At 69.0% G+C, this 26,234-nt stretch carries 24 protein-coding genes; 10 read left to right on the forward strand and 14 right to left on the reverse strand.

Translation table 11 applies throughout. The annotated features are described in order from the left end of the window. Complete coding sequence (locus IEX49_RS04820; protein WP_229672245.1) at window positions 1-786, forward strand: AraC family transcriptional regulator; 786 nt, start codon at window positions 1-3, stop codon at window positions 784-786. On the opposite strand, the gene IEX49_RS04825 is transcribed toward IEX49_RS04820, so the two are convergent. Next, the gene (locus IEX49_RS04825) at window positions 780-1,679 is read right to left on the reverse strand and encodes an amidohydrolase family protein (RefSeq protein ID WP_229672247.1); all 900 of its coding nucleotides are present in this window, start codon (window positions 1,677-1,679) and stop codon (window positions 780-782) included. The two genes, IEX49_RS04820 and IEX49_RS04825, sit on opposite strands and share 7 nt — an antisense overlap. Before the next feature lie 142 nt (window positions 1,680-1,821). Here IEX49_RS04825 and IEX49_RS04830 point away from each other — a divergent pair, with 142 nt between their 5' ends. After that, window positions 1,822-4,569 carry a hypothetical protein gene (locus IEX49_RS04830; RefSeq protein WP_188804722.1) on the forward strand — a complete coding sequence of 916 codons (2,748 nt, stop codon included), beginning with the start codon at window positions 1,822-1,824 and terminating at the stop codon, window positions 4,567-4,569. A gap of 112 nt (window positions 4,570-4,681) precedes the next feature. Here the strand turns inward: IEX49_RS04830 and IEX49_RS04835 are convergent, their stop codons facing one another. The 4 genes from IEX49_RS04835 to IEX49_RS04850 form a co-directional block, all read right to left on the reverse strand. Beyond that, window positions 4,682-5,383: a C40 family peptidase gene (locus IEX49_RS04835; protein ID WP_188804724.1), complete on the reverse strand. Its 702-nt coding sequence runs from the start codon at window positions 5,381-5,383 to the stop codon at window positions 4,682-4,684. Window positions 5,384-5,622: 239 nt separating this feature from the next. Beyond that, window positions 5,623-6,618, reverse strand: coding sequence for an HAAS signaling domain-containing protein (locus tag IEX49_RS04840; protein ID WP_188804726.1), 996 nt, complete (start codon window positions 6,616-6,618; stop codon window positions 5,623-5,625). Further along, window positions 6,615-6,962, reverse strand: a complete 348-nt coding sequence (locus IEX49_RS04845; protein WP_229672249.1) for a PadR family transcriptional regulator — start codon at window positions 6,960-6,962, stop codon at window positions 6,615-6,617. Before IEX49_RS04845 ends, IEX49_RS04840 begins: the two co-directional genes overlap by 4 nt. Window positions 6,963-7,071: 109 nt before the next feature. After that, window positions 7,072-7,641, reverse strand: coding sequence for a dihydrofolate reductase family protein (locus IEX49_RS04850; protein WP_188804728.1), 570 nt, complete (start codon window positions 7,639-7,641; stop codon window positions 7,072-7,074). Window positions 7,642-7,757: 116 nt separating this feature from the next. On the opposite strand from IEX49_RS04850, the gene IEX49_RS04855 reads away from it, so the two are divergent. After that, a complete protein-coding gene (locus IEX49_RS04855; protein ID WP_188804731.1) occupies window positions 7,758-8,786 on the forward strand; it encodes an MsnO8 family LLM class oxidoreductase in 1,029 nt (342 codons plus the stop codon). A gap of 36 nt (window positions 8,787-8,822) precedes the next feature. Here IEX49_RS04855 and IEX49_RS04860 read toward each other — a convergent pair whose 3' ends face one another. Beyond that, on the reverse strand, window positions 8,823-9,257 hold the full coding sequence (locus IEX49_RS04860; RefSeq protein WP_188804733.1) for an OsmC family peroxiredoxin: 435 nt from the start codon (window positions 9,255-9,257) through the stop codon (window positions 8,823-8,825). A 287-nt stretch (window positions 9,258-9,544) separates the two neighbouring features. Between IEX49_RS04860 and IEX49_RS04865 the strand changes: the two genes are divergently transcribed. From IEX49_RS04865 to IEX49_RS04880, 4 genes are read left to right on the forward strand one after another with little or no spacing between them, the layout of a single operon-like run. Continuing rightward, window positions 9,545-9,916 carry a hypothetical protein gene (locus tag IEX49_RS04865; RefSeq protein ID WP_188804735.1) on the forward strand — a complete coding sequence of 124 codons (372 nt, stop codon included), beginning with the start codon at window positions 9,545-9,547 and terminating at the stop codon, window positions 9,914-9,916. 10 nt (window positions 9,917-9,926) lie between these two features. Next, a complete protein-coding gene (locus IEX49_RS04870) occupies window positions 9,927-11,102 on the forward strand; it encodes a hypothetical protein (RefSeq protein WP_188804737.1) in 1,176 nt (391 codons plus the stop codon). Next, a complete protein-coding gene (locus IEX49_RS04875) occupies window positions 11,099-12,421 on the forward strand; it encodes a hypothetical protein (RefSeq protein ID WP_188804738.1) in 1,323 nt (440 codons plus the stop codon). The genes IEX49_RS04870 and IEX49_RS04875 overlap by 4 nt, the downstream gene beginning before the upstream one ends. Then, entirely contained in the window at window positions 12,421-13,254 is an 834-nt protein-coding gene (locus IEX49_RS04880) for a hypothetical protein (protein WP_188804740.1), read from the forward strand. Before IEX49_RS04875 ends, IEX49_RS04880 begins: the two co-directional genes overlap by 1 nt. Window positions 13,255-13,293: 39 nt before the next feature. Here IEX49_RS04880 and IEX49_RS04885 read toward each other — a convergent pair whose 3' ends face one another. Further along, window positions 13,294-14,289: an NADP-dependent oxidoreductase gene (locus tag IEX49_RS04885; RefSeq protein WP_188804742.1), complete on the reverse strand. Its 996-nt coding sequence runs from the start codon at window positions 14,287-14,289 to the stop codon at window positions 13,294-13,296. A gap of 363 nt (window positions 14,290-14,652) precedes the next feature. Here IEX49_RS04885 and IEX49_RS04890 point away from each other — a divergent pair, with 363 nt between their 5' ends. Beyond that, window positions 14,653-15,804: a ScyD/ScyE family protein gene (locus IEX49_RS04890; RefSeq protein ID WP_188804744.1), complete on the forward strand. Its 1,152-nt coding sequence runs from the start codon at window positions 14,653-14,655 to the stop codon at window positions 15,802-15,804. A 102-nt stretch (window positions 15,805-15,906) separates the two neighbouring features. Here the strand turns inward: IEX49_RS04890 and IEX49_RS04895 are convergent, their stop codons facing one another. Next, window positions 15,907-16,806 carry a LysR family transcriptional regulator gene (locus IEX49_RS04895; RefSeq protein WP_188804746.1) on the reverse strand — a complete coding sequence of 300 codons (900 nt, stop codon included), beginning with the start codon at window positions 16,804-16,806 and terminating at the stop codon, window positions 15,907-15,909. A 149-nt stretch (window positions 16,807-16,955) separates the two neighbouring features. Between IEX49_RS04895 and IEX49_RS04900 the strand changes: the two genes are divergently transcribed. Together IEX49_RS04900 and IEX49_RS04905 are read left to right on the forward strand one after the other, a co-directional pair. Further along, window positions 16,956-18,074 carry an MBL fold metallo-hydrolase gene (locus tag IEX49_RS04900; protein WP_188804748.1) on the forward strand — a complete coding sequence of 373 codons (1,119 nt, stop codon included), beginning with the start codon at window positions 16,956-16,958 and terminating at the stop codon, window positions 18,072-18,074. Continuing rightward, a complete protein-coding gene (locus tag IEX49_RS04905; protein WP_188804750.1) occupies window positions 18,071-19,429 on the forward strand; it encodes an MFS transporter in 1,359 nt (452 codons plus the stop codon). The genes IEX49_RS04900 and IEX49_RS04905 overlap by 4 nt, the downstream gene beginning before the upstream one ends. Before the next feature lie 9 nt (window positions 19,430-19,438). Here IEX49_RS04905 and IEX49_RS04910 read toward each other — a convergent pair whose 3' ends face one another. The 6 genes from IEX49_RS04910 to dnaB all read right to left on the reverse strand — a co-directional run bounded on the left by IEX49_RS04910 (window position 19,439) and on the right by dnaB (window position 25,705). Beyond that, window positions 19,439-21,460 (reverse strand): FAD-dependent oxidoreductase, encoded by a 2,022-nt coding sequence (locus IEX49_RS04910; protein ID WP_188804751.1) that lies wholly within the window; start codon window positions 21,458-21,460, stop codon window positions 19,439-19,441. An 87-nt stretch (window positions 21,461-21,547) separates the two neighbouring features. Beyond that, on the reverse strand, window positions 21,548-22,249 hold the full coding sequence (locus IEX49_RS04915) for a hypothetical protein (RefSeq protein WP_188804753.1): 702 nt from the start codon (window positions 22,247-22,249) through the stop codon (window positions 21,548-21,550). Between the two features lie 68 nt (window positions 22,250-22,317). Next, window positions 22,318-23,151, reverse strand: coding sequence for an SDR family oxidoreductase (locus IEX49_RS04920; protein WP_188804755.1), 834 nt, complete (start codon window positions 23,149-23,151; stop codon window positions 22,318-22,320). Next, entirely contained in the window at window positions 23,148-23,426 is a 279-nt protein-coding gene (locus tag IEX49_RS04925) for an ATP-grasp domain-containing protein (RefSeq protein ID WP_188804757.1), read from the reverse strand. Before IEX49_RS04925 ends, IEX49_RS04920 begins: the two co-directional genes overlap by 4 nt. A gap of 85 nt (window positions 23,427-23,511) precedes the next feature. Next, on the reverse strand, window positions 23,512-24,258 hold the full coding sequence (locus IEX49_RS04930; RefSeq protein ID WP_188804759.1) for a M50 family metallopeptidase: 747 nt from the start codon (window positions 24,256-24,258) through the stop codon (window positions 23,512-23,514). 49 nt (window positions 24,259-24,307) lie between these two features. Beyond that, entirely contained in the window at window positions 24,308-25,705 is a 1,398-nt protein-coding gene (gene dnaB / locus IEX49_RS04935) for a replicative DNA helicase (protein ID WP_373286682.1), read from the reverse strand. Window positions 25,706-26,234: the final 529 nt, after the last annotated feature.

Consider the following 26,234-nt stretch of genomic DNA (forward strand, 5'->3'; position numbering starts at 1 on the left):
GTGACCACGCCGGATGATGCCCGCGGCATCCTCTACCCGACCCGGCTCCCCACCTTCCACCGCATCTCGGCCCCGCCCGGGCTCGAACCACTCCTGCGCTGGTTCTGGATCCCGCAGTGGAACCTGGCCCCGGGCCGGACGTCGCGCCAGGAGATCCTGCCGTTCCCCGCCGCCAACCTCGTCGTCCAGCCGGGCGCGGTGTCCCTCACGGGCCCGTCCACCCGGGTCTCGTTCCGCGACCTGACGGGCACCGGCTGGGCGGTGGGCGCGTTGCTGCGCCCGGCCGGCGTCGTGCAATGTCACCCGGAGCCGGGCCGGCTCCGGGACACCGAGGTGCCCTTCGAGGCTCCTGACCTACTGGCCTCGGTGGAGGCCGCCATGGCGCACGACGCCGGCGCGACCGCCCGCGGTGAGGCCGCCTCGGCCTTCGTCCGGTGGGCGGAGGACCGGATGGTCCCGCCGGACGCCGCAGGCCGGCTCGCCAACGCGATGGAGGAGATGATCGCGACGGATCGGTCGATCGTGCGGGTGGAGCAGGTCGCCGATCGGCTGGGCGTCTCGGTCCGCGGTGTCCAGCGGCTCGCCCGCAGCCATGTGGGCGTGCCCCCGCTGGCGATCATCCGCCGGTACCGGCTGCAGGAGGCGGCGGTCCGGCTGCGCGAGGAGCCGGCGGTCACGATCGCGGACATCGCCGCCGAGCTCGGCTACGCCGACCACGCCCATCTGAGCCGGGACTTCCGCACAGTGCTGGGACTGACGCCACGCACCTACCGGGGTGGTCAGTAGCCGAGCAGCCGGCGCGGGATGTTCCACAGGACGTTGCGCATCCACTCGTCCCCGAGTCCCCAGCCCACGAGGGCCTCGATCTGGTGGCTGTAGGGGTAGGGGATCGAGGGGAAGTCCGAGCCGAAGACCACTTTGCCGTCGAGACCGGCCATGATCGCCGGATAGTCCGCCGGGATCGGGGCGCGCTGCTCCATCGCGGTGGTGCCGACCATGGTGGTGTCGAGGTAGACGTTCGGGTGCTCGGCCGCCAGCCCGGCGAAGGCCCGGTAGTCGGGCAGGCCGGCGTGCGCGATCACCAGCACGAGGCCGGGGTGACGGTCGGCGAGCGCCCGGATGGGGCCGATCCCGGTGAACTCGCCCCGGTGGGGGCCGTTGCCGCAGTGGATGACCACCGGCGTCCCCGCCTGCTCCAGGAGTACCCAAGCCTCTTCCAGGGCGGGGTCCAGCGGGGAGAACCCGCCGACCTGGACGTGCACCTTGAAGGCGCGCGCTCCGGCTTCCAGGGCGTCCGCGACCTGCCGTCCCGCTGACGTCCCGTCCGGCTCCGGGTAGAACGTGGCCGAGTGGATGGCGTGAGGATGGGAGGCCGCGAAGGCGGTGGAGAACTCATTGAGCCAGGAAGCCATGCCGGGCCGGTGCGCGTAGTTGAGGGTGGTGTAGGCGGTGACGCCCAGTGTTTCCAGGCGGCGGACGCGCTCCTCGATCCCCGCGCGGTAGGCGATGGGCCACGGCAGTCCACCGTCCTCTCCCTGCCGGTCGAAGAAGGCCCAGACCTTCTCCTGGACGGTGTCCGGCATGAAGTGCACGTGCAGGTCCACCAGGCCCGGCAGTCCCAGCGACTGCAGGTAGGGACGGACCTCCTCGTCCGTGCGGGGCGCCGGGGTGTGGGTCACGGGATGGCTCCTCAGGGAGGGGATCGATGGATGGGGTGAGTGAATCGGGTCCGCGGAACCGGCTCTCACCTGTTGGCATCCTACGGGTCACGGTCCTGGAACCAACCGCGCCCAGGCCATCCGAGCCCCTAGAATGGCGCCCGTGCCCGGCCCCTCGCAGCGACCCCCCGGCCGTCCGCTGCGCCGGCGGCCCCCTTCACGTTTCCCGTTCCTGGCCGTGTCCCTCGCCGGAGTGTCCGTGGTGCTCGGTGCCATCGGTCTCCAGCAGGTCACCGCCCAGCCCACGGAACGCATCACCTTCGTGGTGGAGGAGGGCCTGCCCCATGGCATCACGCAGGAATCGGTGGAGGCCGCCGCCGAGGGGATCGCGCTGAGCCACGAGCCGTTCACCCTGCACGTGGTCGAGCGCGAACTGGAGTGGGACGAGTACAGCAACGGCGAGACCGGTGATGCGGACATCATGCTCTCCATCGGGAACGATCCTGAGGATCCAGACCTCGCGTTGCATGACGCCACCCGTGTGGCCTTCGCCGGGGAGGACTACGGCGACGACTACTCGACCGCCGCCACCATCCGCGAGACCTTCGTCAACAACCGGACCCTCGGCCACGGACCCCACGCGATCATCGGTGCCGCACTGACGGCCGCAGACCTGAAGTTCGACCCCGGCGTCCGCACCCCGCTGCTGTGGGCTCCCCTGGCCGCGCTGCCGATGTTCGCCGCCATCCTGGTCATGTACCGCTGGATGGGCCGGCGGCGTGACGAGCGCGCGAGGTACCGTGCCTTCGGTGAGGCCCAACTGCGGCTGGCCCGGGCCGTCCTCGAACTGGAGACCCTGCAGCTGCGGGTAGAGGTGGCCGGTGCCCAGCTCGATCGGACCCTGCAGGCGAGGCTGCAGAACGATGGGAAGCGGGTCCGCGGGCTCACCCGCGACCTGGCCCGCACGGAACAGTCCCTGGTGGCGGACCTCGATCGCACCTCCCCGCCCCTGAAGGCCCGGAGCGCGGAACAGCTCGAAGCCGACCTCCAACAGTTCGCGGCGGACACCCTCGACCTGCAGCGCCGGGCCGACGTCCTGGCCCAGGCCGCCGAGGTCCGCTCCGGTCACGCCGGGTCCCGGTCCATCCTGGACCGGCTCGCGCTGCCGCTGCTCCAGTCCATCGACGAGGTGCTCGCGCATCATGACCGCTATCCGGCCGAGGCGCGCGCCCTCGTGGCACACCGGGCGCGCCTGTTGGCCATCGCCCAGGAGGTCGCGGCCGGCGTCGTGACCGGCACGTCCCCAGACCGGGAGCACGACGACGGCGCGCACCCGGGTGCCCCCGGCGCCACCTCCGGGGGTCCGGACGCGGACGCGCAGGCAGCAGGGTTGGTCACCAACCACGGCCGGCTCCTGGAACGGTGGAACGCGGTGGAGAAGGACATCCGCGCCACCGCCGCCCGCATGTCCCGGCGGGTGGCCTCACCAAAAACCGTCCCCAACGCCACCCACGTGCGGACCATGAACGAGGCGGTCGACAAGCGTTCGCGTGCCAGGGTCTCCGCCGCCACGGCTGGGGCCACCGACTCCTTCACGGGCCTGCGGGCAGCCCTGGGCCTGGGCCATGGGATCGACCTCGGTCCCCTGCAGGCCACCGAGCGGGTGCTGGAGCTGATCGACCGCCGCGAGACGGACGGCCAGCCAGCACCTCTGCCTCCGGTCACGGGCTCCATGCCCGCCATCCCCTCCGGTCTGGTGGTCCTCGTCCTGCCGTTGATGTTCTCCCTCGGGGCCGGATTCGTGGTCTCAGCGCAGATCGAGGACAGTCACATCCAGTACGGTCGGACCCTCACCGGTGACCGACCCCTGGCGGATCTACAGGTCTACGGCGATCCGGCAGCGGTGGCCGGACCGGTGGAGCCTCGGGAAGCTGATCCGCAGACCCAGGCGGACAGCCTTGACCTGGAGTACATTCGCGAGCGCATGGCGAAGTCCCTCGAATTCAACGAGGAGGGCGCACTGCTGCCGGCCGACGTCGAGCTGACGGTGGCCATCCTCCCCGCCGAGCAATACATCGACTACGGACCGGATCCGGAATATGACCATCGCATCGCCATCGATTACTGGGACCTGCTCGAGGCGCAGCAAGAGGTGAAGCAGGACGTGGCGGCTGAATTCCCGGAGGTGCTGGATCCGCGGACGGGTGACGTGGCCCTGGGCCAGGCCATCCTGCCCGTGTGGATCCTCGAGGACGGCACGTACGCGTTCGACAATTTCCTCACCGGGGAGTTCAGCGTGGGCGTCAGCAGCCGCATGGGTGCATACTCCTTCACCGGCACGAAACCCACAGTGCACGGGGCGGGTGACATGGCTGATGTCTCCCTCGGCTGGCGGGTCGCCTACGAGTTGGAGGACCTGGGACGGGCCATGGAGTACAACCGCCTCACCGTGGACAACGTGAGCCCAGCAGCGGTGTTCTGGGCGGTCTTCCTCAGTGCGTGGACTGGGATCCTGACCGTCATCATGCTCGGCTTGGCCGTGATTGAGGCCGGCCGGCGCCGGGTCGGCACCGCCACGGTCCGCCGCCAACTGTCCGGGCTGCGCACAGACCTCGAGCAACTCGCCCTGGGCCTGGACCTGTCCCGGTTGGACATGGTCGCAGTGTTGGGCCTGGACTCAGCGACCGGCGGCCGGGCCGAGCAGGCTGATCAGCGGCTCTACGAGTCCGCACTGGTCACCGCCTGGCGCGAGGTGGATGCCTTGGAACGGCTGCCACGCCGGGAACAGCGCGGCGAGGCCTGGGAGGCCCGGGTCAACCACGTGCGGCGCCTGGTGACGACCCTGGCCACCCAGCAGGCCGATGTGGCCCGCCGCGCCGACGAGCTGCTGCGCAGTCAGCGGTTCGGCTGACCACTTTCCGGGCAATCTCCGGGCCAAAGGTTCAGTCCAGTCACACCCATCGTGCCGGGCCACAGTGATGATCACTGTGGCCCGGCACGATGAGAGTGACGGCGGAAGGGGGTCAGTACCGGGCGGCGGTGCCCATCATGTTCCAGGGGCTGTAGTCCACGTCGGTGACGGAGACACCCTCGGTGTAGTTGCGGGCGTGGGCGATCTTTCCGTCACCCACGTACACAGCCACGTGGTAGATGCCGGAGGCCGACCCGTTGTTGGACCAGAACACCAGGTCACCGACCTGCAGCTCGTCCAACCCCACATATTGGTTAGCCCCGGAGTACTGCGCGCCGGAGGTCCGCGGGATGTCCACGCCGGCCTGAGCGAAGGCGCTCTGGGTGAATCCGGAGCAGTCATAGGCGGACGGCCCGTTGCCGCCGTAGGTGTAGCCCACAGAGGAGTCATCGGCGGTGGATACGGCCCAGTCCGCCGCTGCTCCGTAAGAGCCGGATGTCGAGGTGTAAGAGGCCAGCTGGTAGGTGGCACCCTCGCTCGAAGATACGGCCGAGGCGCTGGAGTAGTCCGAGGCAGAGCTGGGCGATGAGTAGGTGGAGGAGGCCGAGCCGGTCGACTCACCCTGATAGCTCCAGTCCTGGTAGGACGAGGCCTGCTGCGAACCATCGTTGGCAGAGGCCGGCGCCACTCCAGCCAGCAGGGCACCGGCAGCGGTGGTCACACCGAGGGCGCCGACGGTCAGGGAGCGGCGACGGCGGGACCGGCGGGCCTGCAGCTCGGCGGCGAGGCGGTCACGGCGGGTGGGGTAGTTCATGGATTCATACCTTGATTGACGACGGTGTACACACGGCGGTCCCGGGATCCGGACAGCGCCCACCCCGTGGCCTTCACAGGCTGGAATGGGTCACCGTCCGGCGTCCGCTGGGGTTATCGGACCGTTACTTAAAGGTACACACTCGTTATTAAATCGCAACCTTGCGGCGAGCTGAGTCGGACCTGACCGCCATCCGGGTCGAATCGCCCCGCATCAGCACACTCTCGCGGCTCACGTCGTTATCCTGACGTGACCAGGCGTTCCGACATGCCCAGGGTCCGCCAGTACTTCACACAGACATACAGGTCCCAGAGGACGACTCCCCAGATGACCACCAGATAGAGCACGTCCACCCAGTCCATGGCCCTGGAGGCCTGGAGGATGCCGGAGTCGATCGCGGGGTCGATGACCTGCTGCGTCAGGACCAGCACGGTGAAGAACACGCCGGCCACCACATCGAGAGCGACCCTGGCCGCCAGTCGAGGCCGAGTGGTGCGGCCCCGCACGATCGTCCAGATACCCAGCATCGCCTCCACGCCGAGGAGGACGTAGTAGGCCGGGAGCCAGAAGGTCCACAGGTCCTGGTTGACGAACGGTCCGCCGTCGTTCAAGTGGCCCACATAGAAGAACGTGGTCGGGATCAGCGGCACCAGGGCCAGGAGTACCAGCATGACCAGACCAACGATGGCCTCGGAGCGGGCCTCCCGTGCATGGGCCACCTCGATCTCCAGGTCATCAACGCTCCAGCGCCGGGCTCCGTCCCGCGCCACGGCGGCCTTGTCCCGAGGCTGGGCGACGCGTTCGAAGACCCAGAAGAACAGGGTCACGGATCCCAGGAGCCAGAACAGCGCACTGATCACCGGCCCGACGATCTGACCGATCATGGCCCCGATGTTGGCCTCGGCCTCCGTGGTGAAATACACCACGATGTTGACGATCAAGGCGATCCCCAAGACCATCGGCATCAGCCACTGCAGTGAGCGGACGTAGACCGGGTACAGCTCTGGCCCGATCAGGTAGTTCGGGGCGTTGCGGTAGCGGGCGGCCAGCCGGGCCGGGTCTCCGAGCTCTTCGAGGGCGTCCCTTTCCGCGGCGGCCTCGCCGGCGCCGGTGGCGAGCCGCTCCTCCTGCATGTCCGAGATGAGGGCGGCCAGCTCACGCGAGATGTCTTCGCGCTGTCCTTCGGGCAGATGCGCGACGACCTGGTCAATGTAGCGACGGGTCAAAGCGGTCATCGTGGTGATTCCTTCCAGAGGGTGGCCATGCTGGCCGTCAGTCGTGTCCATTCATCCCGGAGCTCGCCTGCCATCTCGGCTCCGTTCTCAGTGAGGCTGTAGTACTTCCGCGGACGGGGCTCCTCCGTGTTCCACTCCGCCTTCAGGAGCCCCTGGCCCTCAAGCCGGCGCAGCAGCGGATAGAGCGTGTTGGCCTCCGCATCCAACCCCGCGGACGCGAGGTACTCCAGCAGGGCGTACCCGTAGCGCGGGGTTCGGCAGGCCAGCAGGCAGGCGACCACGAGGGTGCCACGCCGCAATTCCTGCCGGTGGGTGGCGAGGGTAGAAGCCAGTTCTTCGTTCACGCCTCACACGTTACTGTGTAGCACACACTATTGCAACAGACGGGAGTATCTTTCGGCTCTTCCGTGAGGGCGGACCGGTCCCGCGGGTTACATCAGCGGGGCACCGCGGTCAGCGGTCCATGCCGTGCTCTGCGGGGGTGACGTCATAGACGAGCCGGGCCCACTGCCCGACCTTCTCGGCGGACCGCAGCCGCAGCCTGTCCCAGAACACGTCGCCGGAGAACAGCGGTTTTCCGCGCGCCAGGGTCACCGGCGCCAGGGTGATGGCGATCCGGTCCAGCGCACCAGCGGCCAGGAACTGGGCGGCCAGCCCTCCGCCGCCCATCATCCAGATGTCCCCGTCGCCGGCGGCCGCGCGAATCTCGGGAAGGTGCCGGCCGGCGTCGCCGTCAAGGATCCGCACATCTGCCCCAGCCGGAACGGGCAACTCCCGGGTGGAGAAGACGAACGCCGGTTTCCGCCCCATGGACGCGGCCCACTTCTCCGGATGGTCCACGAGGTCCTCCACCTCCAGAACCCATTCATAGGTGGTGGAGCCCATCACCATGGCCGCAGCCGAGTCCATGAAGTCCTTGATGTCCGGCTGCTCTCCGGGGATCTCGAAGAGCCAGTCCAGGGAGTCGTCCTCGGTCGCGAGGAATCCGTTGAGAGTGGCGGCGGTTTCGTAGATGACGGCCATGCGCGCACGGTAACAAACGCCCGACGCCGGCCGGCAGGTCCCACGGCCGGCCACCGGTTCCGCCGGTCCCGGCAAGGTCCGGCAATATTCCGGGCGGCGATCCCGTTATGCCGGACATGACCTCGCACCCCGCCACCAGCCTGCCCGTGTCCCTCCTCGACCGCGCCAACACGATCGAGGGGTCCACCGAGGCCGAGGTGCTGAACGGGGTCATCGCCCGGGCCCAACGGGCGGAGCGCCTGGGATACTCGCGGTTCTGGGTGGCCGAGCACCACGGCGTGCCCGGCATCGCCGGCTCCACGCCGACACTGCTCATGGCCGCCATCGCCGCGGCCACGGACCGTCTCCGTGTGGGCTCCGGCGGGGTCATGCTGCCGAATCACCAGCCCCTGGTCGTGGCCGAGCAAGCCGCCACCCTCCAAGCCCTGTTCCCCGGACGCATCGACCTGGGGCTGGGCCGTTCCGTGGGCTTCACCCCGGCGGTCCGGTCTGCGCTGCGGCGGGACAAGGAGGCCGCGCAGCAGTTCCCGGAGGACCTCGCCGAACTGCTGGGGTTCCTCGGCGGCACCGGCCCCTTCACCGCGCGCCCGCAGGATCATGCCACCACCCCGGTGTTCGTCCTGGCGACCGGGCAGGGACTGCGCTGGGCCGCTGAGGCCGGGCTGGCCGTCGTCGTGGGCGGACCATCCCTGTTCCAGCGCCGCGGCGACGCGGGACATGAGGGCCTGGCCCGCTATCGCCGCGACTTCCGCCCGTCGCCCTGGTTCGCGGAGCCCTACGTCATCGTCTCCGTGAACCTCGCCGTGGCGGACACCCGCGAGGCGGCTCGGGACCTGGTCCTCCCGGAGGCGTGGGCGCTGGCCCAGTCGAGGGTGAAGGGCGAGTTCCGCGCCCTGGAACCTGTCACGGACATCCGGGCGCGGCTGCGCGGCGAGGCCGGCGCCGGTCCCGTCACGGACCGCGACCGGCGGCGCGTGGAGGAGAACCTCGCCTCCGGGATCCACGGCACCCCGGGCGAGGTGCGCGCGGCGGTGGAGTCGCTGGTGGACTTCACCGGCGCCGATGAGCTGCTGGTGACCGGCGGCATGAGCGATCCGGCCGGTCAGCGCCGCTCGGACGAACTCGTGGCGGGCCTGTTCTCCTGAGGGTGGACACCCGGCCTCAGGCCACGGTGCCCAACCTCAGGCCAGGGTGGCGTCCACGGTGATGTTCTTGACTCCGGCGAGCGCCTGGGACACCGGGCACTGGTCCTTGGCCTGGTCCGCGATCTTCACGAAGTCCTCGGTGGAGATGCCCTCGACCTGGCCCTTGACGACCAGCATGATGCCGGTGATGCCGACGCCGGCCTCGAAGGTGACGTCCGCGGTGGTCTCCAGGTGGGTGGGGGCGGTGCCGTTCTCCTTGAGCATGTTGGAGAACTGCATGGTGTAGCAGGTGGAGTGGGCGGCGGCGAGCAGTTCCTCGGGGTTCGTGGTGGCTCCCGCCTCCTCGGCCCGGGCCTTCCAATTCACGTCAAAGCTGGCAGCCTTGGACGTCTCGAGGGCGGTGGTCCCGGAACCGGTGAAGAGGTCGCCGTCCCACTGGGTGCTGGCCTTGCTGACGATCGGACGGGGCATGGTGTTCCTCCTGTGACGTCTGGACGTGCGGGTGGCCGGACCGGTGGCGGTGCCGACGTGGCCACCGTATCGCCATCGGTGCGCGAATGTCAGGGGCGTGGCGGCCGGGACCACCGGCTCGGCACCACGGAGTCGTCATCACCAGGCAGATCACATGGGGAGTTCTCCCCACTGCGGATCTCTGAACCCGTCCCTACAATCGAACGGTGAGCGCCGGTGACGGACAGCCGGGGCCATCCACACATCAACGGCAGCATGCCACAGGACGAGGAGGAGGGCGGCACACCATGGGCGCCTATGAGATCGACCCGGTGGGACTCGGCGCGGTGATGCTCAACGCCGACGTCCACGTCCAGAACCTTCGGGATGACAACACGATGACCACGGCTCTGTCCTCGGCGGAGAGCGCCGCCAAGGACGTGTCCGTGGTGGTTCAGGCGCTGTCCTCGTTCGAGGCGAACCTCGCCATCCCCGCCAAGGACAACATCATGAGCCTGTGCGAAGGCCGGCTGGTGGCCACCCAGACCTTGGTGGATGCCTATGTCGAGGCCTCGGCGGAGCAGGGCGAGAACGCCCGCATCTCCAGCGAGGCGATCGACGCGGCCCGGGATTCCCTGGACCGGGACCAGTACGGTGCCGTCGACCTGAACGAGCTCTGAAGGAGATCCCATGGCGCGTTTCCCCCAATTGAACAAGCTGGACAACTGGCCGGACCCGCAGGGCATCCGCGATGCCGCAACGGATCTGAACACGGCCGGTGAGAAGTACGAGACGGAGGTCGAGGGCGCCAAGACCGAGTGGAGCTCCGTCACGGACTACTACCAGACGGACACCGGCCTGCAGGTCCAACTGGCCGGCGCGTTCAACCTGCCCGCGGACCGGGCCGCGAACCTGGCCACGGCCATGGGCGAGGCAAAGGCGGCCCTCAACACCTGGGCTGGAGCCATCGAGGCGTTGGAGACCCGCAACACGGACGCCCAGGCCGAGGCAGCCGCCTTCCCCGGGGAACTCACGAGTGACGAGCCGGCGTACCAGGAGGAGATCGACCGCATCAACGGCCTGATCAACGGGGTCGTCACCGACTACGAGACCGCCAACGAGGCCTGCGCCCAGACTCTGACCGGCATCACGGTTCCCATTGCGAACGAGCACGGCCAGGCCTTGGGCTGGGGCGGCATCACCACCGGCTATTTCGAGACGATCCTCGGCCAGGTGCACTACGAGTACAAGCCGCCGACCACCCCCACCTTCAGCCGTCGGGAGTTCCTCCGAGGCCTGCCCAACCTCGCCCAGGGCCTGGATCCCGACGGCCGACCGGTCAAGCTCGAGGTTCCCGAACCGGACTTCAACCGGGACATCCAGATGACGCACACCGGCACTGACGCCGACGGCAACCGTCTGCGGCAGCCGAACGGCATCCGGATCGGCGGAGGCGCGCTCTCCGTCCTGGCAGCCGGCTTCACCTTCGCCAGCGAACGGCAGAAGGCCGAAGAACGTCTCCTCCAGGAGAACCCGAACCTCAGCGAGGAGGAACTCGAGAACGAGGTCGGTCAGGAGACCCTGGTTCGCGGCGGCACAGCCATCGCCACGGGGGTGGCCACCGGCGCGATCATCGGCTCGGTGGTCCCCGGGGCCGGCACCCTGGTGGGCGCCGGGGTCGGCCTGGTCGTCGGGACCGGTGTTGCCGTGGCCCTGGAGTTGTCCGGATGGCAGGACGACATCAACGATTTCGTCATGGACGGGTTCAACAAGTATGTTCCGGAGGGAATCCAAGAGGGGGTCGGCGAGGCCGGTGACTTCGTCGGCGATCTCGTGACCGGCAATTGGGGAGAACTGTTCGATTGAGCGACACGGCCACCTGGCGGTACCTGTCCTGGCAAGACCTCACGTTCGAGGTGCCCTCCAGCTGGCGTCAGCTGCCCGGTCAGGACCTGACGGTGGTGCATCCGCTGCGGGAAGATCTCGACTACACGCCGACCTTCACGGCCCGCTACGTTCCCTCTCGCGGACGGTCCCTGCCCCAGCTGGCATCCCTGGCCGCCGCCGTGCTGACCAGTACCGCGCCGGACTGCCTGTGGCTGGACACCGCCCCCTTCCGCCTGTCCTCGGGGACAGACGTCCGCAACGGCCGTCGTCAGGTCTTCCTCCATGCGTCCCCGGCGGGTGAACTGATCAGCTACCAGTGGCTCGTCGAGGACGGCGAGCGCCTCCTGGAGATGTCCGCCCACTGCACCGTCGCCCAAAGTCGGCACCTGCAGCCACTCATGCTCCACCTGGGCGACTCCGTGCGCCGGTCCGGGGACAGCTCGTCCGCAGGAGGCCCTGTAGCCCCGACGCCCTTCGACGCGCGCCTGTCCGGCTTCCCCGACCGGGAGCCCCGGATCGACGCGTCGGCCTCGAAGGCCCACGGGATGCCCCTGGAGACCCTGGACAAGGTCCGCGGCTTCCAGGCCTGGTCCCACGAGGGCGGCTGGTTCGACGACGCGTCCGTGCGCCGGATCGAGGCCGGCGGCCCCCTGGACCCCGAGACCTACGCCGGCCTGGGGCTGCCCGGGACGGGTAGCGGCCGTCCCGCGGAGTTGCAGACCCTCGACTCACCGCACCGGCACACGGCCGTGCTACACACCCCACGTGGTTCCAGCTCCGTGGACCTCCGGCTGTCCCGGGACGGCTTCGCGGGTTGGGCGGCTCCGGGCCTGGTCGCGATGCTGGACCCGGACCCCGGGGTCGAGGCCCACCGGGTGGCCGCCGACCGTCAGTTCGTCTCCGGTACCTGGGACGCCCTGCCGAAGGCGGTGCTGTCCTGGGCGGGGGTCGCCCCCGCCTGGCTGGGTTGGCCGCCCGTCACCGTCGACTGGTCGGCCATCGAGGACCACGCCGGCCAGGGCTCGTGGGCCGCTGGAGTGGCCGGTACAGCGGCGGCGGCCGCACTGCCGGAACCGTTGCGGGACGGCCGTTGGTGGCTGCTGCGCCTGGCCGGGACGAACGTCACGCCCCAGCCCTGGCTCATGACGGAGCGCCACGGCTGCTTCGCCATCACCGGCGAGCCCGGGGATGAGCAGGCCACCCTGGTCCAGGTCAGCCCCCTCACCGTCTTCACCAGCCTGGTCGAGTACTGGGACGATGCGGCGCGCGGAGTCTCCGGCGGGTCCGGGACCTCCTGATGTGGTTCTTCATCCTCATCGGCGCGGTCTTCCTGGTGCTGGGCTGGGGCGCCTACGCCGGGTGGAACCGCCGGTGGCTCTCCCGCCCCCTCATCTACGCCGGCCACCTCGGACCGGCCATGGTTCCCATGGGCGTCGGCCTCGTCCTGATGGGACTCTCCACTCCCGTGGCCGATCTCTTCGCCGCTGGAGGCCCGACGACGGCCAGCGGCATCGCCTGGTCCGTGGGCTTCTTCGGTGGGCTGGCCCTCGTGGTCGCGGGCCACCTCATGGGCACCTCCGGCATGCCCGCCCGATGGCGGCCCCGCTGGGTCCGGGCCCTGGAGGGCCTGGCCCCCCGGCCCCGGGGCCCCGCGCCCGTACCGGGGGACTTGGCGCCGAGCTGGTCCACGGTGGCCACCGGCACGGATCTGACCCCCGGGCCGACCGGCTACGCCCCGCCGCTAGAACCGATCCCCCAGCGTTCGGTGCAAGCCGTCGTCAACGCCGCCTGGGGCGGAGCCCGCTCCCGGCAGAAGGACCCGGCGCAACTCCAACTGCTGCAGCGGCTGAACCTGCTGGACGGCCGACTGCATCCCACCCCGGCCGGATCCCTGATGGCCGCGCGGCTCTACTGGGAGTCTGCCGCCACCCTGGTCATCGAGGCCACCCCACCGGGCCGCCGTAGCGTGGTGGTGACGATCGTGGACCATGAAATCGCGGTGCTCGAGTTCCGTCAGGACTGGGGCCGGCCTGCCGAGCCAGGTGCCGGCCTCGGAGGTTTCGACGTGGTGCCCTTTCGCTCCGAGGAGCACCTCGGCGAACTCCTGCGGCCCTGGGTCACCGCCGTTTGACCTCGCGCGGTCGACCGCCATCAGAGCCACCCGCAATCCTCAGCCGGTCACCACCACATTGCCCACGGGACTGCCGGTCTCGACGGCGGCCACCGCCTCCGCCGCATCCTCGAACGGATGGACGGCGGAGACCACGGGGGTGAAGTGCCCCGCGGCCACCAGCTCGGCGACCTGCGAGTAGACGGCGGAAGTGCGGCGTCGGGTGACGGGTGCCCCGCCGAGCTCGCGGGCCAGTTCGTAGTCGGCCACACTGCGCAGCGGCAGCACGCGCGAACGGTTCGGGCCGGACTGTCCCCGCTCTGACCTTCCCCGTCCGGATCCCTGCCCGGACTCTCCTGCCTCGTTGCCGGCCCGGAGGAGTCCTGCGGCTTCGCGCAGCGTCTCACCACCCACGGTGTCGATCACGCCGTCCACTCCGTCCGGGGCGAGGGCCCGCACCCGCTCAGTCCAGCCGTCTCCCTTGAGCACAGGGCGCGCGCCCAGTTCCTCGACGATCGGTCGCTTGGATTCCGAGGCCACACCCAGCACGGTCAGTCCGCGGTCCCGGGCCAGGCCGCAGGCCGCCGTTCCCACGCCGCCCCCGGCGCCGAGCACCACGAGCGTCGCACCGTCGGGCAGATCGAGCTCGTCCAGGGCGTCGAAGGCGGTGCACACGGACACCGGCAGGGAGGCCGCCTGTTCCGCGGTGACCGCTTCGGGCCGCAAGGCCGTGCCGGCCGCACTGAGCAGGACCTGTTCGGCGAACGCACCGGTCCCGGCCGCCGTCGAGCCGAACACCGCGTCTCCGGGACGGAACCCGGTGACCCCGGGGCCGACGTCGAGCACGTCCCCGGCCGCCTCACGGCCCATCGGCATGGGGAACCGGACCTCGATCCGATCCCGGCGCAACCCCGACCGGACCTTGATGTCCGCCGGGTTCACGCCGGCCGCGGCCAGGCGAATCAGCACCTGCCCCTCACCGGGCGTCAGGTCCTCCATCTCGAGGTGGTGCATGACCTCGGGACCGCCGTACTCCGTGTATCCGAAAGCTCGCATGCGGTCATCTAACCAGGTCCGCCAGTGAACGGAGGCCGGTCCGCACGACGCCGGCCCCTGACCGTGCCCGTAGTGGCGCGGCCGCCGGGTGTGCAGCCTCGGACGTACCTGGCTCGAACCTCCACAGAATGCGGGCATTCGAGAGCTTGACATCATCTGACATGGGCCGTCGATGACGCCGCTCCGGGCCGGTCTCGCGGCTGATTTCCTAGCGGTGGCCGGGGATGGACCGGCCTGCCGTTCCGGCCATACTCTCCTGCTGTTCCCGCGCGCTGAAGGCCTCCCCCGGCTCCGCGCGCAGGCGCTGGCCCGTCCCGCCCGGGACGGACCACTGGCAGCCGTTTCACCCTTCGGAGGATCTCCATGCGCACGCACCGTGCGGCAGCCGCGGCCAGTTGTCTGGCCCTCGCCGTCACCCTCATCGCAGCACCCGCCCAGGCCCATTCGCCCACCCCATCCGCCCCGGAGACCGTGGCGCAAGGGCTTGTTGGCCCCCTGTCCGTTGCAGCCGGCCACCACGGATCGGCCTACGTCACCCAGAGCTTCACGGGCACCCTGTCCAAGGTCAGCAGGCGGGGCACCGTCTCCACCGTCCACCAGATGCGGCCTCCCGTCAGCGAAGAGCTGGGCAACGAACTGGTCGGCATCGACGTGTCGAAGGGCTCCACCTTCCATATCGAGTCCGACTTCGGCCGTGGCCCCACCAGCCACCTCGTCAAGACCTCCGAGCGTGGGAAGCGGACGGTGGTCAGCCGGGACTTCATCGCCTACGAGAACCGCAACAACCCCGACCGTCGGAAGACGTACGGGCTGCGCGGACTGGACGCCACCTGTGCCGCCGAGGTGGAGGTGCTCGAGGAGGCCACCGGCCTGCCCCTCAATCGCTACCGGGGCATCGTGGAGTCCCACGCCTACCAACTCGATGTCCACGGGAACACCGCCTATGTGGCCGACGCCGCGGCGAACGCGATCCTCAAGGTCAACCTGAAGACGCGGCGCATCTCCACGGTGGCCGTGCTGCCCGCCACCACCATCACGATGACGCCGGAGCTGAAGGCCGGCTTCGACGCTCAACTGGGTGCTCCGGAATCGGGCTTGGCCCTGCCGGACTGCGTCGTCGGGGCGGACTACACCGTTGAACCGGTGCCCACGGACGTGCGGGTCGGACGGGATGGGTACCTCTACGTCTCCACTCTCCAGGGCAGCGCCGGAGAGATGGTGCCGATCAGTACGGTGTACCGGGTCGATCCGTGGTCAGGGAAGGCCCGGTCCGTGGCCAGCGGCATGCATGGCACCACCGGGCTGGACGTGGACCGGAACGGGGACATCGTGGTGGCCGAGATGTTCGGCGGGGAGGTCTCCGTCATCAAGAGGGGCAGTTCGTCGGCCAAGACCCTCTTCGCCGCGGAATCGCCCGCCGATGTGGCCTTCGGCGGCTCGACGCTCTACGCCACCACGGGAACCTTCGGCAACGGTTCCCTGGTGACGTACGAACGGAAGGGGGGACGCGGCTGACCCGACCTGACCTCGGCGGGGGCGGGTCCGGCGGGTGCTGTCCCGCGGGGCCTGCCCCGAATCGCCACGCCGTACCGTCCCCCGGGACCATGACGGATGCTCCTACGACTGTGTCGCCTCTTTGATCAGTTCCATGACGGCCCTGACCTTGCGCAGCCGCTCCGCCCCCGGTGCGTGCAGGGCACACAGGTGATTGGGCAGCAGGTCATTGGCGAGCGGCTTGTACACCACCTCGAGACCGTCCACGGTGGTCGCCCTGGCGAGCGGCGCGTTCGTCAGGGAGTATCCGAGGCCCCGGGCCACCAGTGATCGAATGGTCTCCATGGAGGACAGCGTCCACCGGATGTTCAGCTCCAATCCCAATCGGTGTGCTTGGGCCGTGATGCGCTCCACCGCCGGGGGACCGTCCAGCAGGATCGCCGGTTCACCCGCGATCTGGCCCCAGTCGACGGACTCCGCCTGGGCCGCGGGATGGCTTGCCGGCAGGACGGCGTGAAGCCGGACCTCTCGCAAGGGCGTCATCGAGAGATCCGCCCCGACCTGGAGCGAGTACACCAGGGCCAGGTCGAACCTGCCCGCACGCATCTCCTCTTGGAGCCACACGGCGGATCCCTCCACCAACTGCAGGTCCAGCTGCGGGTACCGCTCATCGCAGAGCTGGGCCAGAGGCGGCAGGACCAGTTTGGCGAGGTCATGAAGACATCCCACGCGCAGCGTCCCGGAGAGCTCATGCAAGGTCTCCGTCGCGGCGGCCTGAGCTGCCTCAGCCGCCTCGACACACGTGCGAGCGTGTCCTGCGAAGGCCAGGGCCACCGAGGTCGGAACGAGGGACGACCCATGGCTCCGAAGGAACAACGGAGCGCCGAGTGACCTCTCCAATTGGGCGACAGCCATGGAGGTGGCCGATTGGGACGCATGGCAACGCTTGGCCGCCTGGGTCATGGACCCCGTGTCCAGGGCGGCCAAGAAGTACTCCATCTGGCGCAACGTCAGGTCCATCATCAGCTCCTCTGATACCCGCCATCAAATATACAAGCTTGGTGGATGATGTGATGTGGATCATGCTGGAACACAACGGTTTAGAAACTCTACGATTCGACCGCCCCTCTCCCGGGTGCACTCTCGGGAAGGGCGATGGAAGGAGACCCAGCATGCGAACACCACTGCCCGCGTCCTCAGAGCCTGCGCTCAATCCGCACATCATCACCTTGGGAACGGCAGGCGGTCCTCGCTGGTGGACTCGCGGCATACCCCAACAACGGTGCGGCATCTCCACAGCGGTCGTGGTGGGAGACGGATTCTATCTCGTCGACTGCGGCCACGGCGTAGGCCGGCGCCTCAACGAGGCCGGGCTGAACATGGGCGACTTGCGCGGGGTATTCCTCACCCATCTGCATTCCGACCACACCGTCGATCTCGGCAGCCTGGCGCTGTTCGGCCTCTACGAGATGCTCGACCGCCAGGACCGCCCGGTCAAGATCATGGGACCCGGGAATCGCGGCATGCTCCCGGAGGTCTCGCCCCGCGCCGTCCGGCCGCCGCAGCCGCTGAACCCGGAGAACCCCACTCCGGGCACGCGAGATATGTTCAGGACCTTGATGAACGCCCATGCCACTGATCTCAATGACCGCATCCTCGACAGCCTGCGGCCCAATCCTCTGGATCTCTTCGACGTCGAGGACATCGAGATCCCCGAGGGCCTCGGCTACCACCCGAATGACCGCCCCACCCCGGACATGGACCCCTTCGTCATCTATCGGGACGAGCGCGTCACGGTGAGCGCCATCCTCGTGGAGCATCCCCCGGTGGCTCCGGCCTTCGGCTTCCGCTTCGAGACGGCGGAAGGGTCGGTGACGTTCTCCGGTGACACGGCGGAGACGGCGAACATGGTCCGATTGGCCCGGGGCACCGACCTGTTGCTGCACGAGGCCATCGACTTCGGATTCGTGGAATCCATGTACGCGGACAAGGCCGACGAGGCCTCTCGCGCCTCACGGGACCACCACTACAAATCCCACACGTCCGTCGAAGGCGCAGCCCGGATCGCGACGGCGGCCGGCGCCGGCCAGTTGGCCCTGCACCACTTGGTGCCGGGAACGGCGGACCGGTCCGTCTGGGAACGCGGCGAAGCACTCTTCAACGGCCCATTCCATGTCCCCGACGATCTTCAAGTCATCCCCTTCGGGCCACCTCTCCACACCGCACAGTCCCCGGCCGAGGGCGTCGTCCCGGCCGCTTCAGAATCCCGTCAGGACGTGATGATTCCATGAGCGAGACCACCACAGCCGCACCGTCCACGCCGCCGGCGCATACCGGCGACGGCACCGAGAGCACGGTGACCACGGCGACGTCCCTGAACAGCAAGGACATGCGCCGGATCCTCTCCTCGAGCTTCACCGGCACGGCCATCGAGTACTACGACTTCATCCTCTACGCCACCGCCGCATCCGTCGTCTTCAACCAGGTGTTCTTCACCGGCCTGGATCCGGCCGTCGCCATGTTCGCCTCGTTCGGAACCCTGGCGGCCGGCTACCTGGCGCGTCCGCTCGGCGGTGTGGTGTTCGGCCACTTCGGTGACCGGATCGGGCGCAAGAAGATGCTGGTGTTGTCCATGATGATCATGGGCGGGGCCACCGTGCTCATCGGCCTGTTGCCGACCACGGCGACCATCGGCATCGCCGCACCCATCATCCTGATCACCTTGCGCATGGTCCAGGGTGTAGCGGTCGGAGGTGAGTGGGGCGGTGCCGCCCTCATGGCGTTGGAGCATGCTCCGCAGAAGTCCCGTGGGTTCGCCACGTCCTTCGCCAATGCGGGGGCCCCAGCCGGTGCCATCCTCGCGACGTTGGTGGTGTCCGCTGTCTCGGCCGCCACCGGTGACCAGTTCTTGGAGTGGGGATGGCGGATCCCCTTCCTGCTGTCGGCAGTCCTGATCCTCGTGGGCATGGTGATCCGCCTCAAGGTCTCCGAATCCCCGGTCTTCCAGAAGCTCTCGGAGGAGAGCGACGCGCGCAAGCTGCCCATCGTGGAGGTCATCCAGCAGCACTGGCGCGCCGTGGTGCTGGCCCTGGCCGCGGCCCTGGGGTTCTACGTCTGCCAGGCGATCCTCACGGTGTGGGGCGTCTCCGTGGCGGTCGAGCAGGGTCTGGACCGGTCAGCCGTGTTGAACTGGAAGGCCGGAGCAGCCGCCCTCACGCTCGTCGTCACCTTCTGGGCCGCACGCATGTCGGACCGCATCGGACGCCGGCGGATGCTGACCATCGCCGGGGTGACCGGTATCGTCTCGGCCTATCCGCTCGTCCTGCTGCTCACCACCGGAACCCTGTGGAGCTTCGCCCTCGCCATGATCCTCGGCAACGGCATCGTGCAGGGCCTGCTCTACGGACCGATCGGCGCCTTCGTCGCAGAACAGTTCCCCGGGAAGGTGCGGTACACCGGCGCGTCGCTGGCGTACCAGGGCGCCTCCGTGGTCGGCGCCGGCTTCACCCCGATGATCGCGGCGGGCCTCATGATCGTCGCCGGCGGATCGGCGGTCCTCGTCGGAGCCTTCTGGGCCGGAATGCTGGTGATCTGCACGCTGGCCGTCCTGCTCACCAAGGAATCCAGCCGCAGGGACCTCCTCTGAGTCAATCCGTCACCCGAAGGGAATCGCACCGCGCAGCGAATCCAGGTCCCTGACCGGTTCGAGCCCCGTCCTCTCGATGAGCTTCCGGGCCGGTTTCACCGACTCCCAGACGTTCCACAGCAACACGCCCCGGACTGCGCCGATCTGGTTGACGTAGTAGACGACGCCGGTGGAGTGGTCCGGCTGGCCGTCCTCTCCCACGGCCCAGTCCTCGACCGTCCGGTGGCGGGTGTCCACCTCGCCGACGGCCTCATACCCGAAGTCGAACAGGTCGGACCAGAAGAACGGGGAGGTGCGGTAGGGCCGGTGCGCCCCGGCCATGTTCCGTCCGGCCACCGTGCCCATGGTCTCGGCCGCGGCGGCATGCTCCACGCGCCGGACCCCGAGCAGCCGGTCCGGGTAGCGGGCCACATCTCCCGCCGCGTAGATGCTGTGCGCGTTGGTCCGCAGGTGGTCGTCCACCAGGATCCCGTCATCCACCGCGAGCCCGGCAGCCCGGGCCAGTTCGGTGCGTGGGGACACCCCCACGCCGACGACGGCCGCGTCCGCCGCGATCCCGGTCCCGTCCTCGAGGCGGACAGTCACCCCCTTCCGCCGCGCGGAGCCGCCGGCGAGGCGGCCGACCACCAGTTCGACACCGCGGTCGCTGAACTCCCGGGTGACCGTGTGGGCCAACGACTCGGGGAACAGGTGGGCCAGCAGCGGAACGGAGGTGACCACAAAGGTCACCCGAACCCCGTTCTGGGTCAGCACGGCCGCAATTTCGGTGCCGATGTACCCTCCGCCCACCACGGCCACATGCGCCCCGGCCCGGGCGATCTCGCGCAGCCGCCGGTAGTCGTCCACGGTCCGGTAGTAGAGGACCCGCGGGCCGGGTTCGAGCCCCGTCAGGCGGGGTGCCGCCCCGGTGGCCAGCAGCAGCTTGCCGTAGCGGACACGCTGCCCGCCGCCGAGGGTGAGGGAGCGGTCGTCCGGGGTCAGGGACGTCACCGTGGTGCCGAGGTGTAGCTCGGTGTTCCCGCCCGGGGCCTTCGCCGCACCGGGCGCCGCCGAGAGCATGAGCGATTCCTCCAGGTTGGCGTCCTCCTTCCACAGAGTCTTGGAGAGGTCCGGGCGGTACACCGGGGCGGAGGGGTCCTCGCCGAACACCCCGATGCTCCCGGACTGATCCTCGGCCCGGATGCCGTCGATGGCCTTGGCGGCCGCCATCCCGGCGCCGACGATCACGTAGTCGTAGGCGTCCCGGACGGCGTGCGGCCGGGTGCCGGCCAGCCACTGCTCCAGCGTGACCTCGTCCACCAGCCCTTCCTCCGGGATGAGCCCGCCCGAGGCGATGGCACGGCCGAACAGGGGTGCCTCCAGGATCCTCTTCGGGTCCCTGCCGCCGAGGGAGCCCCGCACCACCAGCATCCTCCGGGCCACTTCGGCCGCTGTGGCGACCTCCGGTCCGCGGATGGCCACCTCCCGCACCTCGTGCCCCGTCCGTCCGTCTGGCTTCCGGGCTACCTCGTCCGCCACCAGCCGGGCCACGGAGGCGGCGGCGACGGGCGCCATGCGCATCGTCGGAAGGACGGCGACCGGGCCCAGGGTGGTCCGCCGAAGGATGGTGGGGACCAGCTCGAACCACTGCGTCGAATGGATGACGGTCACGGGCAGCCCCGAGGAACGGTAGGCGTGCTCCTGTACGGCCTTGCCACGGTAGTAGCCGTAGCCCTTGTTGACGTCCGGGTCTGCCGCACCGGCAATCGAGACACAGACCAGGCGCCCGACGCCGGCCCGGCGGGCCGCCGCGCTGACGTTCCCGGCCGTCGTCGTGAAGAATTCGAGGGCCTTGGCGGTACTCATGGTCTCGATGTTCAGGGCATCAACGAGGGCGTCAGCGCCCGCGAGCGCCTCGTCCAGCCCCCGGCCGGTCAGAGCGTCCACGCCCGTGGTCCGGCTGGCGGCGATGACCTCGTGGCCGAACTCTCGCAGGCGCGCGGTGATGAGTGTTCCGATGGTTCCGGTGGCCCCGAGGACTGTGACCTTCATGGTCCGCATGGTAGGTGCGCGGGCCCCTCGGATGTCAGGTTCCGTCGACGTGCCGGGCACACCGTGGCGTCAGGCCGGGCGCGTCCGTCAGGAGAGCTGGCCGAAGTGGTCCGGGAACTCCCGGGCGAAGTCGAAGGCCGAGGCCCCGTAGACGCTCCGGTAGTGCTCCAGCCACGCCGGGATCAGCCACACCCGCTGCAGGAACTGCCAGTGCTGGGGCTGGCGGACCAGCGCCCAGGTCGCGAACAGCAGCTCGGCCAGGTCCGAATCCACCATGAAATTGCGCTGGCCCTCAGGCGTGACCCCGAGCATCACCAGCCGGCCGGGCTCGACCATCTGGCATTCGAGCAGATCATCCCAGCCCCACCACAGGAGACCCGCAGCGGTTCTCAGGTAGAACCCGTATTGATTCACGAACACGGCTCCCTGGTCGAATGGACGCCAGTCCGCCTGGGCCATCCGTTGGGCGTCCGCGCGGCGCCGTGAGTTGCCGATGGCCCGTCCGAGGGCGGCCCCGGCGGTCAGGGCCAGGCCGAACCGTCCGGTGGCCAGGAAGACGCCGCTGTTGTGGACGTAGCTTCCGTCCCCTCCCGATCCATAGACGGCTCGGCGGAACGGTGCACTCGCGATGACCCGGTTCTCCGGGAAGGTTCCGGCGACGGCGAAGTCCACGGGGACGGGGTGGATCTGGTCGAACTCGCCGTGGGCGTAGGCGTGCATCACCTGAGCCGTCCTCAGCAGCATCTGATCCCGGGTGGTCCAGGGCTCTCCCGGTGCGTAGGTCCCCATGGGTCCACCTTAACGGCCGTCGGTGCCGCCGATGGCCTTATCCACAGGTCGGGTCAGGCCGCACCGCGTCAGGGACGACGCCAGTCGTCGTTGCGCAGATGTGAGCCGGCCATCGGCCCCATGGTGAGCATGCCGCCGTCGACCGCCCAGGATGCTCCGGTGACGTATCCGGCATCGGGACCACACAGGAAGGCCACGGTCGCGGCCACCTCCCGAGCGTCCCCCGGGCGGGCGACGGGGATACCGGGGCGGTCCTTGCCTTGCACCACCGACTCGTCCTCCTGGCCCGTCATCGGCGTGGCGATCTCCCCCGGGGCCACGGCGTTCACCGTGATGCCGTACTCCGCCAGCTCCAGGGCAGCCACCTTGACCAGCAGACCCAACCCGGCCTTGGCCGCACAGTAGGGCCCGGCCCCCACACGGGGTGCGTGCTCATGGACCGAGGTGATGGCCACGATCCGCCCGGCGGTACCGTCCGCCACCATCCGCCGCCCGGCTGCCTGCAGGCAGCAGAAGGCGCCGTCGAGGTCCACCCGCAGGACGTGCTGCCACGTCTCCAGGTCCATATCCAGCAGCCTGGTCGCCGTACCGGTGCCGGAACACATGACGAGCGTGTCCACCCCGCCCATCGTCTCGGCCAGTTCGTCCACGAGTGCGGTGCCGTTGGCGGGATCAGCCAGATCCAGGTGCCGGAGGTGGGCCGTCCCCCCGGCGGCCTCCACCTCCGCGGCGGTGGATTCAGCCCCGTCCCGGTCCTCATGCCAGGTGAGGCCCACCTGGCGCCCCGTTCGGGCCAACGCGACGGCCGTCGCCTTGCCGATCCCGGAATCCGCGCCGGAGATGATGATCCGCCGAGGCTCGAAGGCTGGCGGCCGTTCAGCCGGAGCCGGGACCGCCGTCATCGGGAGACCAGCTTGAAGAAGGTGCTGTCACTGCCGTCGGCCTTCTCCTGTTGATAGAGGAAGGCCAGACCCTCCCGATCAAACTTCTCGAACCAATCGTCCCATTCGATGTGCTCGAGCTGATCCTCCCCGGCACCACCGGGGAAGTCGATGCGCAACACTCCGGCGTCGCCGGAGCCTTCGGTGCCCTTGACGCTGGCGGGCTTGCCGTCATGCTCCTCCACCCAGCGGCGGATCTCTTCGTGATCAGTGGTCGTGGTACTCGTCGATGCCATGATGTCCCTCCCGGGGCGGATCGTCCTCGGGGCGTTCCCCGCGTGGGTCCACCGTGGAGGGCCGTGGCGGGGACAGTCAACACCTCTACGACCACACGGGCCACAGCATCCACCCGCCGGCCACCAGGCAGCCGACGCAGACGAGCCAGAACACGCCGGTCCACACGGCGGCCGGGACGTGGGTCAGGCGGGCCAGCTGGTCGACGTCGCTGGCCAATCCGGCCGCGGAACCGCCACGGCCACCGGCCGCGCGGCGCATCCGGCGCCGCTGCCGCTGCAGCTCCACCACGGAACGGGGGGCCGCCAAGAGCAGGGAGAAGACCACCAGGTGTGCGGTGGCCACCAAGACGACGGCCGAGGCCAGCCAGGACAACGCCCCCACGGCCACGCCCGTCGCCAGGACCACCCACAACCCATAGAGGTTGCGGATCATCACCAGCATCAATGCACACGTCAGGACCAGCAGCCACAGCCACCCAGCGGCATAACCGGTACCCACCAGCCAGGCGCCCGCCAGGCCCACGAGCGCGGGGGCCGGATAGCCGGCCGCCAGGGTCAGCACCATCCCGGGTCCGCGCGGCCTGCCGCGGGACAGAGTCACCCCGGAGGTGTCGGAATGCAGCCGGATGCCGCTGAGCCGGCGGCCGGCGAGAACGGCCACCAACGCGTGCCCGGCCTCGTGCACCAGGGTCACCACGTGGCGCACCACGCGGTAGCCGGGCGGGGTCCAGGCCAACACCAGCGCGACGCCGGCCATCGCCAGCGCGATGGGCCAGTCCAGGGGTGCGTGGGCGGCGGTGGCCCGCGCCCAGAGATCCGCTATCAGTTCCATCAGCAGGTCCCTCAGCCGCGCGAGTGGCTCGAAGGTGCCGTGGGCACCGTCAGAACCCGCCGGCGTCGGGAGCCATGTTGGAGAACCGTGAGTAGTGGCCCTGGAAGCCGAGCACGATGGTCTTGGTGGGGCCGTTGCGGTGCTTGGCCACGATCAGGTCCGCCTCGCCCGCGCGGGGGGACTCCTTGTCATAGATGTCCTCGCGGTGCAGCAGGATGACCATGTCCGCGTCCTGCTCGATCGAGCCTGATTCACGCAGGTCGGACACCTGCGGCTTCTTGTCCGTGCGCTGCTCGGAACCACGGTTCAGCTGGGACAGGGCGATCACCGGGACCTCGAGCTCCTTGGCCAGCAGCTTGAGGGCACGGGAGAACTCGGCGACCTCCTGCTGGCGGGACTCGACCTTCTTGCCGGAGCTCATCAGCTGCAGGTAGTCGAGGATCACGAGCTTGAGGTCGTGCTTCTGCTTCAGGCGGCGGCACTTGGCGCGGATCTCCATCATGGACATGTTCGGGGAGTCATCGATGAAGAAGGGGGAGTCGTTCAGCCGACCGACAGTGGCCGCGATCTTGGACCACTGCTCGTCCCGGATGGTGCCCTTGCGCAGATCCTGCAACGCGATGGTGGCCTCGGCAGAGAGCAGGCGCATCGCGATCTCGTTCTTGCCCATCTCGAGGGAGAAGAACACGGAGGTCATGTTGTTCTTGATGGCGGCGGCTCGTGCGAAGTCGAGGGCGAGCGTGGACTTGCCGACGGCCGGTCGAGCGGCGATCACGATCATCTGGCCGCCGTGCAGGCCCTGGGTCAGTTCGTCGAACTCGTAGAAGCCGGTGGGGACACCGGTCATGCCCTCGCCTTGGGATCCTGCGGCCTCGATCTCGTCCACCGTGTGCTCGAGGATCCCGGACAGGGCCACGTAGTCCTCGGACTGACGGGTCTCGGCGACCTTGTAGATCTCCGCCTGGGCCTCGTTGACGATCTCCTCGACCTCGCCGTCCTGGCCGTAGCCCATCTGGACGATCTTGGTGCCGGCCTGGACGAGGCGGCGGAGCACACCCTTCTCGCGGACGATCTCGGCGTAGAAGCCGGCATTGGCGGCGGTGGGGACCGATTGGATGAGTTCGTGGAGGACGGCCGGGCCCCCGATGCGGGAGAGCTCCTGCCGTTTGTTGAGCAGGTCCGCCACCGTGACGGCATCAGCGGGCTCACCGCGGCCGTAGAGGTCGATGACCGCCTCATAGATCATCTCGTGGGCCGGCTTGTAGAAGTCGTTGCCCCGCAGCAGTTCCACGACGTCCGCGATGGCGTCCTTGGAGAGCATCATGCCCCCGAGCACGGACTGCTCGGCCACCAGATCCTGTGGTGGAAGAAGATGGGCCCGCGAGCCGCCGGCGCCGTCGGTGGAATCAAAATCCTCTGATGCCAAGTACTCGATTCCCTTTCCCATACCGGACGGCCCGGCAAACTCCTCGCGGTGCGAATTTCCCCAGAGGAATCCGCCGCATCGGTGACCCCGAAGCGGCGGATTCCGCAGACGATGTCGTGCCGGATGTGCGCCGTGAACCCCAGCCAATACCCGGCTCCGCCTGAAGGGGATACCACGTGACACTACTCGCCGGTCGCCCCTCCCTCAACCGGATGATCCACACGTCCTGTGGATAACGTGTGGATTCAGCGGCGTGTTGTGTGCACAGCGTGGGGACAACTTTGGGGATTAACCTGTGCATTCAGAGTCATTGTCGCCCTGACAAGGAGTTTTCCGTAGTGGAGGTTGTGGATAGAAAAGAATTTGCTTGGGGATTACGGGCGATGATCTAGCACCACCAGCGGCATCGGTGCAACCTGGGGGCCGTGCTTTTCAGAGTTATCCACAGATTGTCCACATGGTTTGTACCCGTGGTTGTATGCTCCGATACCGCTTGTTCCGGGCACCTGTGAAAGCCAGGGCCACCCGACTTGTCACATCCGTCACGCCC

It is taken from the genome of Citricoccus zhacaiensis, from assembly GCF_014645315.1.
Lineage (GTDB): Bacteria > Actinomycetota > Actinomycetes > Actinomycetales > Micrococcaceae > Citricoccus > Citricoccus zhacaiensis.

Excerpts from the sequence above, each read along its gene's own strand:
- IEX49_RS04835 (WP_188804724.1), bottom strand. The coding sequence starts at position 5,383 with ATGAACTACCCCACCCGCCGTGACCGCCTCGCCGCCGAGCTGCAGGCC.
- IEX49_RS04840 (WP_188804726.1), bottom strand. The coding sequence starts at position 6,618 with ATGACCGCTTTGACCCGTCGCTACATTGACCAGGTCGTCGCGCATCTG.
- IEX49_RS04850 (WP_188804728.1), bottom strand. The coding sequence starts at position 7,641 with ATGGCCGTCATCTACGAAACCGCCGCCACTCTCAACGGATTCCTCGCG.
- IEX49_RS04855 (WP_188804731.1), top strand. The coding sequence starts at position 7,758 with ATGACCTCGCACCCCGCCACCAGCCTGCCCGTGTCCCTCCTCGACCGC.
- IEX49_RS04860 (WP_188804733.1), bottom strand. The coding sequence starts at position 9,257 with ATGCCCCGTCCGATCGTCAGCAAGGCCAGCACCCAGTGGGACGGCGAC.
- IEX49_RS04865 (WP_188804735.1), top strand. The coding sequence starts at position 9,545 with ATGGGCGCCTATGAGATCGACCCGGTGGGACTCGGCGCGGTGATGCTC.
- IEX49_RS04870 (WP_188804737.1), top strand. The coding sequence starts at position 9,927 with ATGGCGCGTTTCCCCCAATTGAACAAGCTGGACAACTGGCCGGACCCG.
- IEX49_RS04880 (WP_188804740.1), top strand. The coding sequence starts at position 12,421 with ATGTGGTTCTTCATCCTCATCGGCGCGGTCTTCCTGGTGCTGGGCTGG.
- IEX49_RS04885 (WP_188804742.1), bottom strand. The coding sequence starts at position 14,289 with ATGCGAGCTTTCGGATACACGGAGTACGGCGGTCCCGAGGTCATGCAC.
- IEX49_RS04890 (WP_188804744.1), top strand. The coding sequence starts at position 14,653 with ATGCGCACGCACCGTGCGGCAGCCGCGGCCAGTTGTCTGGCCCTCGCC.
- IEX49_RS04895 (WP_188804746.1), bottom strand. The coding sequence starts at position 16,806 with ATGATGGACCTGACGTTGCGCCAGATGGAGTACTTCTTGGCCGCCCTG.
- IEX49_RS04900 (WP_188804748.1), top strand. The coding sequence starts at position 16,956 with ATGCGAACACCACTGCCCGCGTCCTCAGAGCCTGCGCTCAATCCGCAC.
- IEX49_RS04905 (WP_188804750.1), top strand. The coding sequence starts at position 18,071 with ATGAGCGAGACCACCACAGCCGCACCGTCCACGCCGCCGGCGCATACC.
- IEX49_RS04910 (WP_188804751.1), bottom strand. The coding sequence starts at position 21,460 with ATGAAGGTCACAGTCCTCGGGGCCACCGGAACCATCGGAACACTCATC.
- IEX49_RS04915 (WP_188804753.1), bottom strand. The coding sequence starts at position 22,249 with ATGGGGACCTACGCACCGGGAGAGCCCTGGACCACCCGGGATCAGATG.
- IEX49_RS04920 (WP_188804755.1), bottom strand. The coding sequence starts at position 23,151 with ATGACGGCGGTCCCGGCTCCGGCTGAACGGCCGCCAGCCTTCGAGCCT.
- IEX49_RS04925 (WP_188804757.1), bottom strand. The coding sequence starts at position 23,426 with ATGGCATCGACGAGTACCACGACCACTGATCACGAAGAGATCCGCCGC.
- IEX49_RS04930 (WP_188804759.1), bottom strand. The coding sequence starts at position 24,258 with ATGGAACTGATAGCGGATCTCTGGGCGCGGGCCACCGCCGCCCACGCA.
- dnaB (WP_373286682.1), bottom strand. The coding sequence starts at position 25,705 with ATGGGAAAGGGAATCGAGTACTTGGCATCAGAGGATTTTGATTCCACC.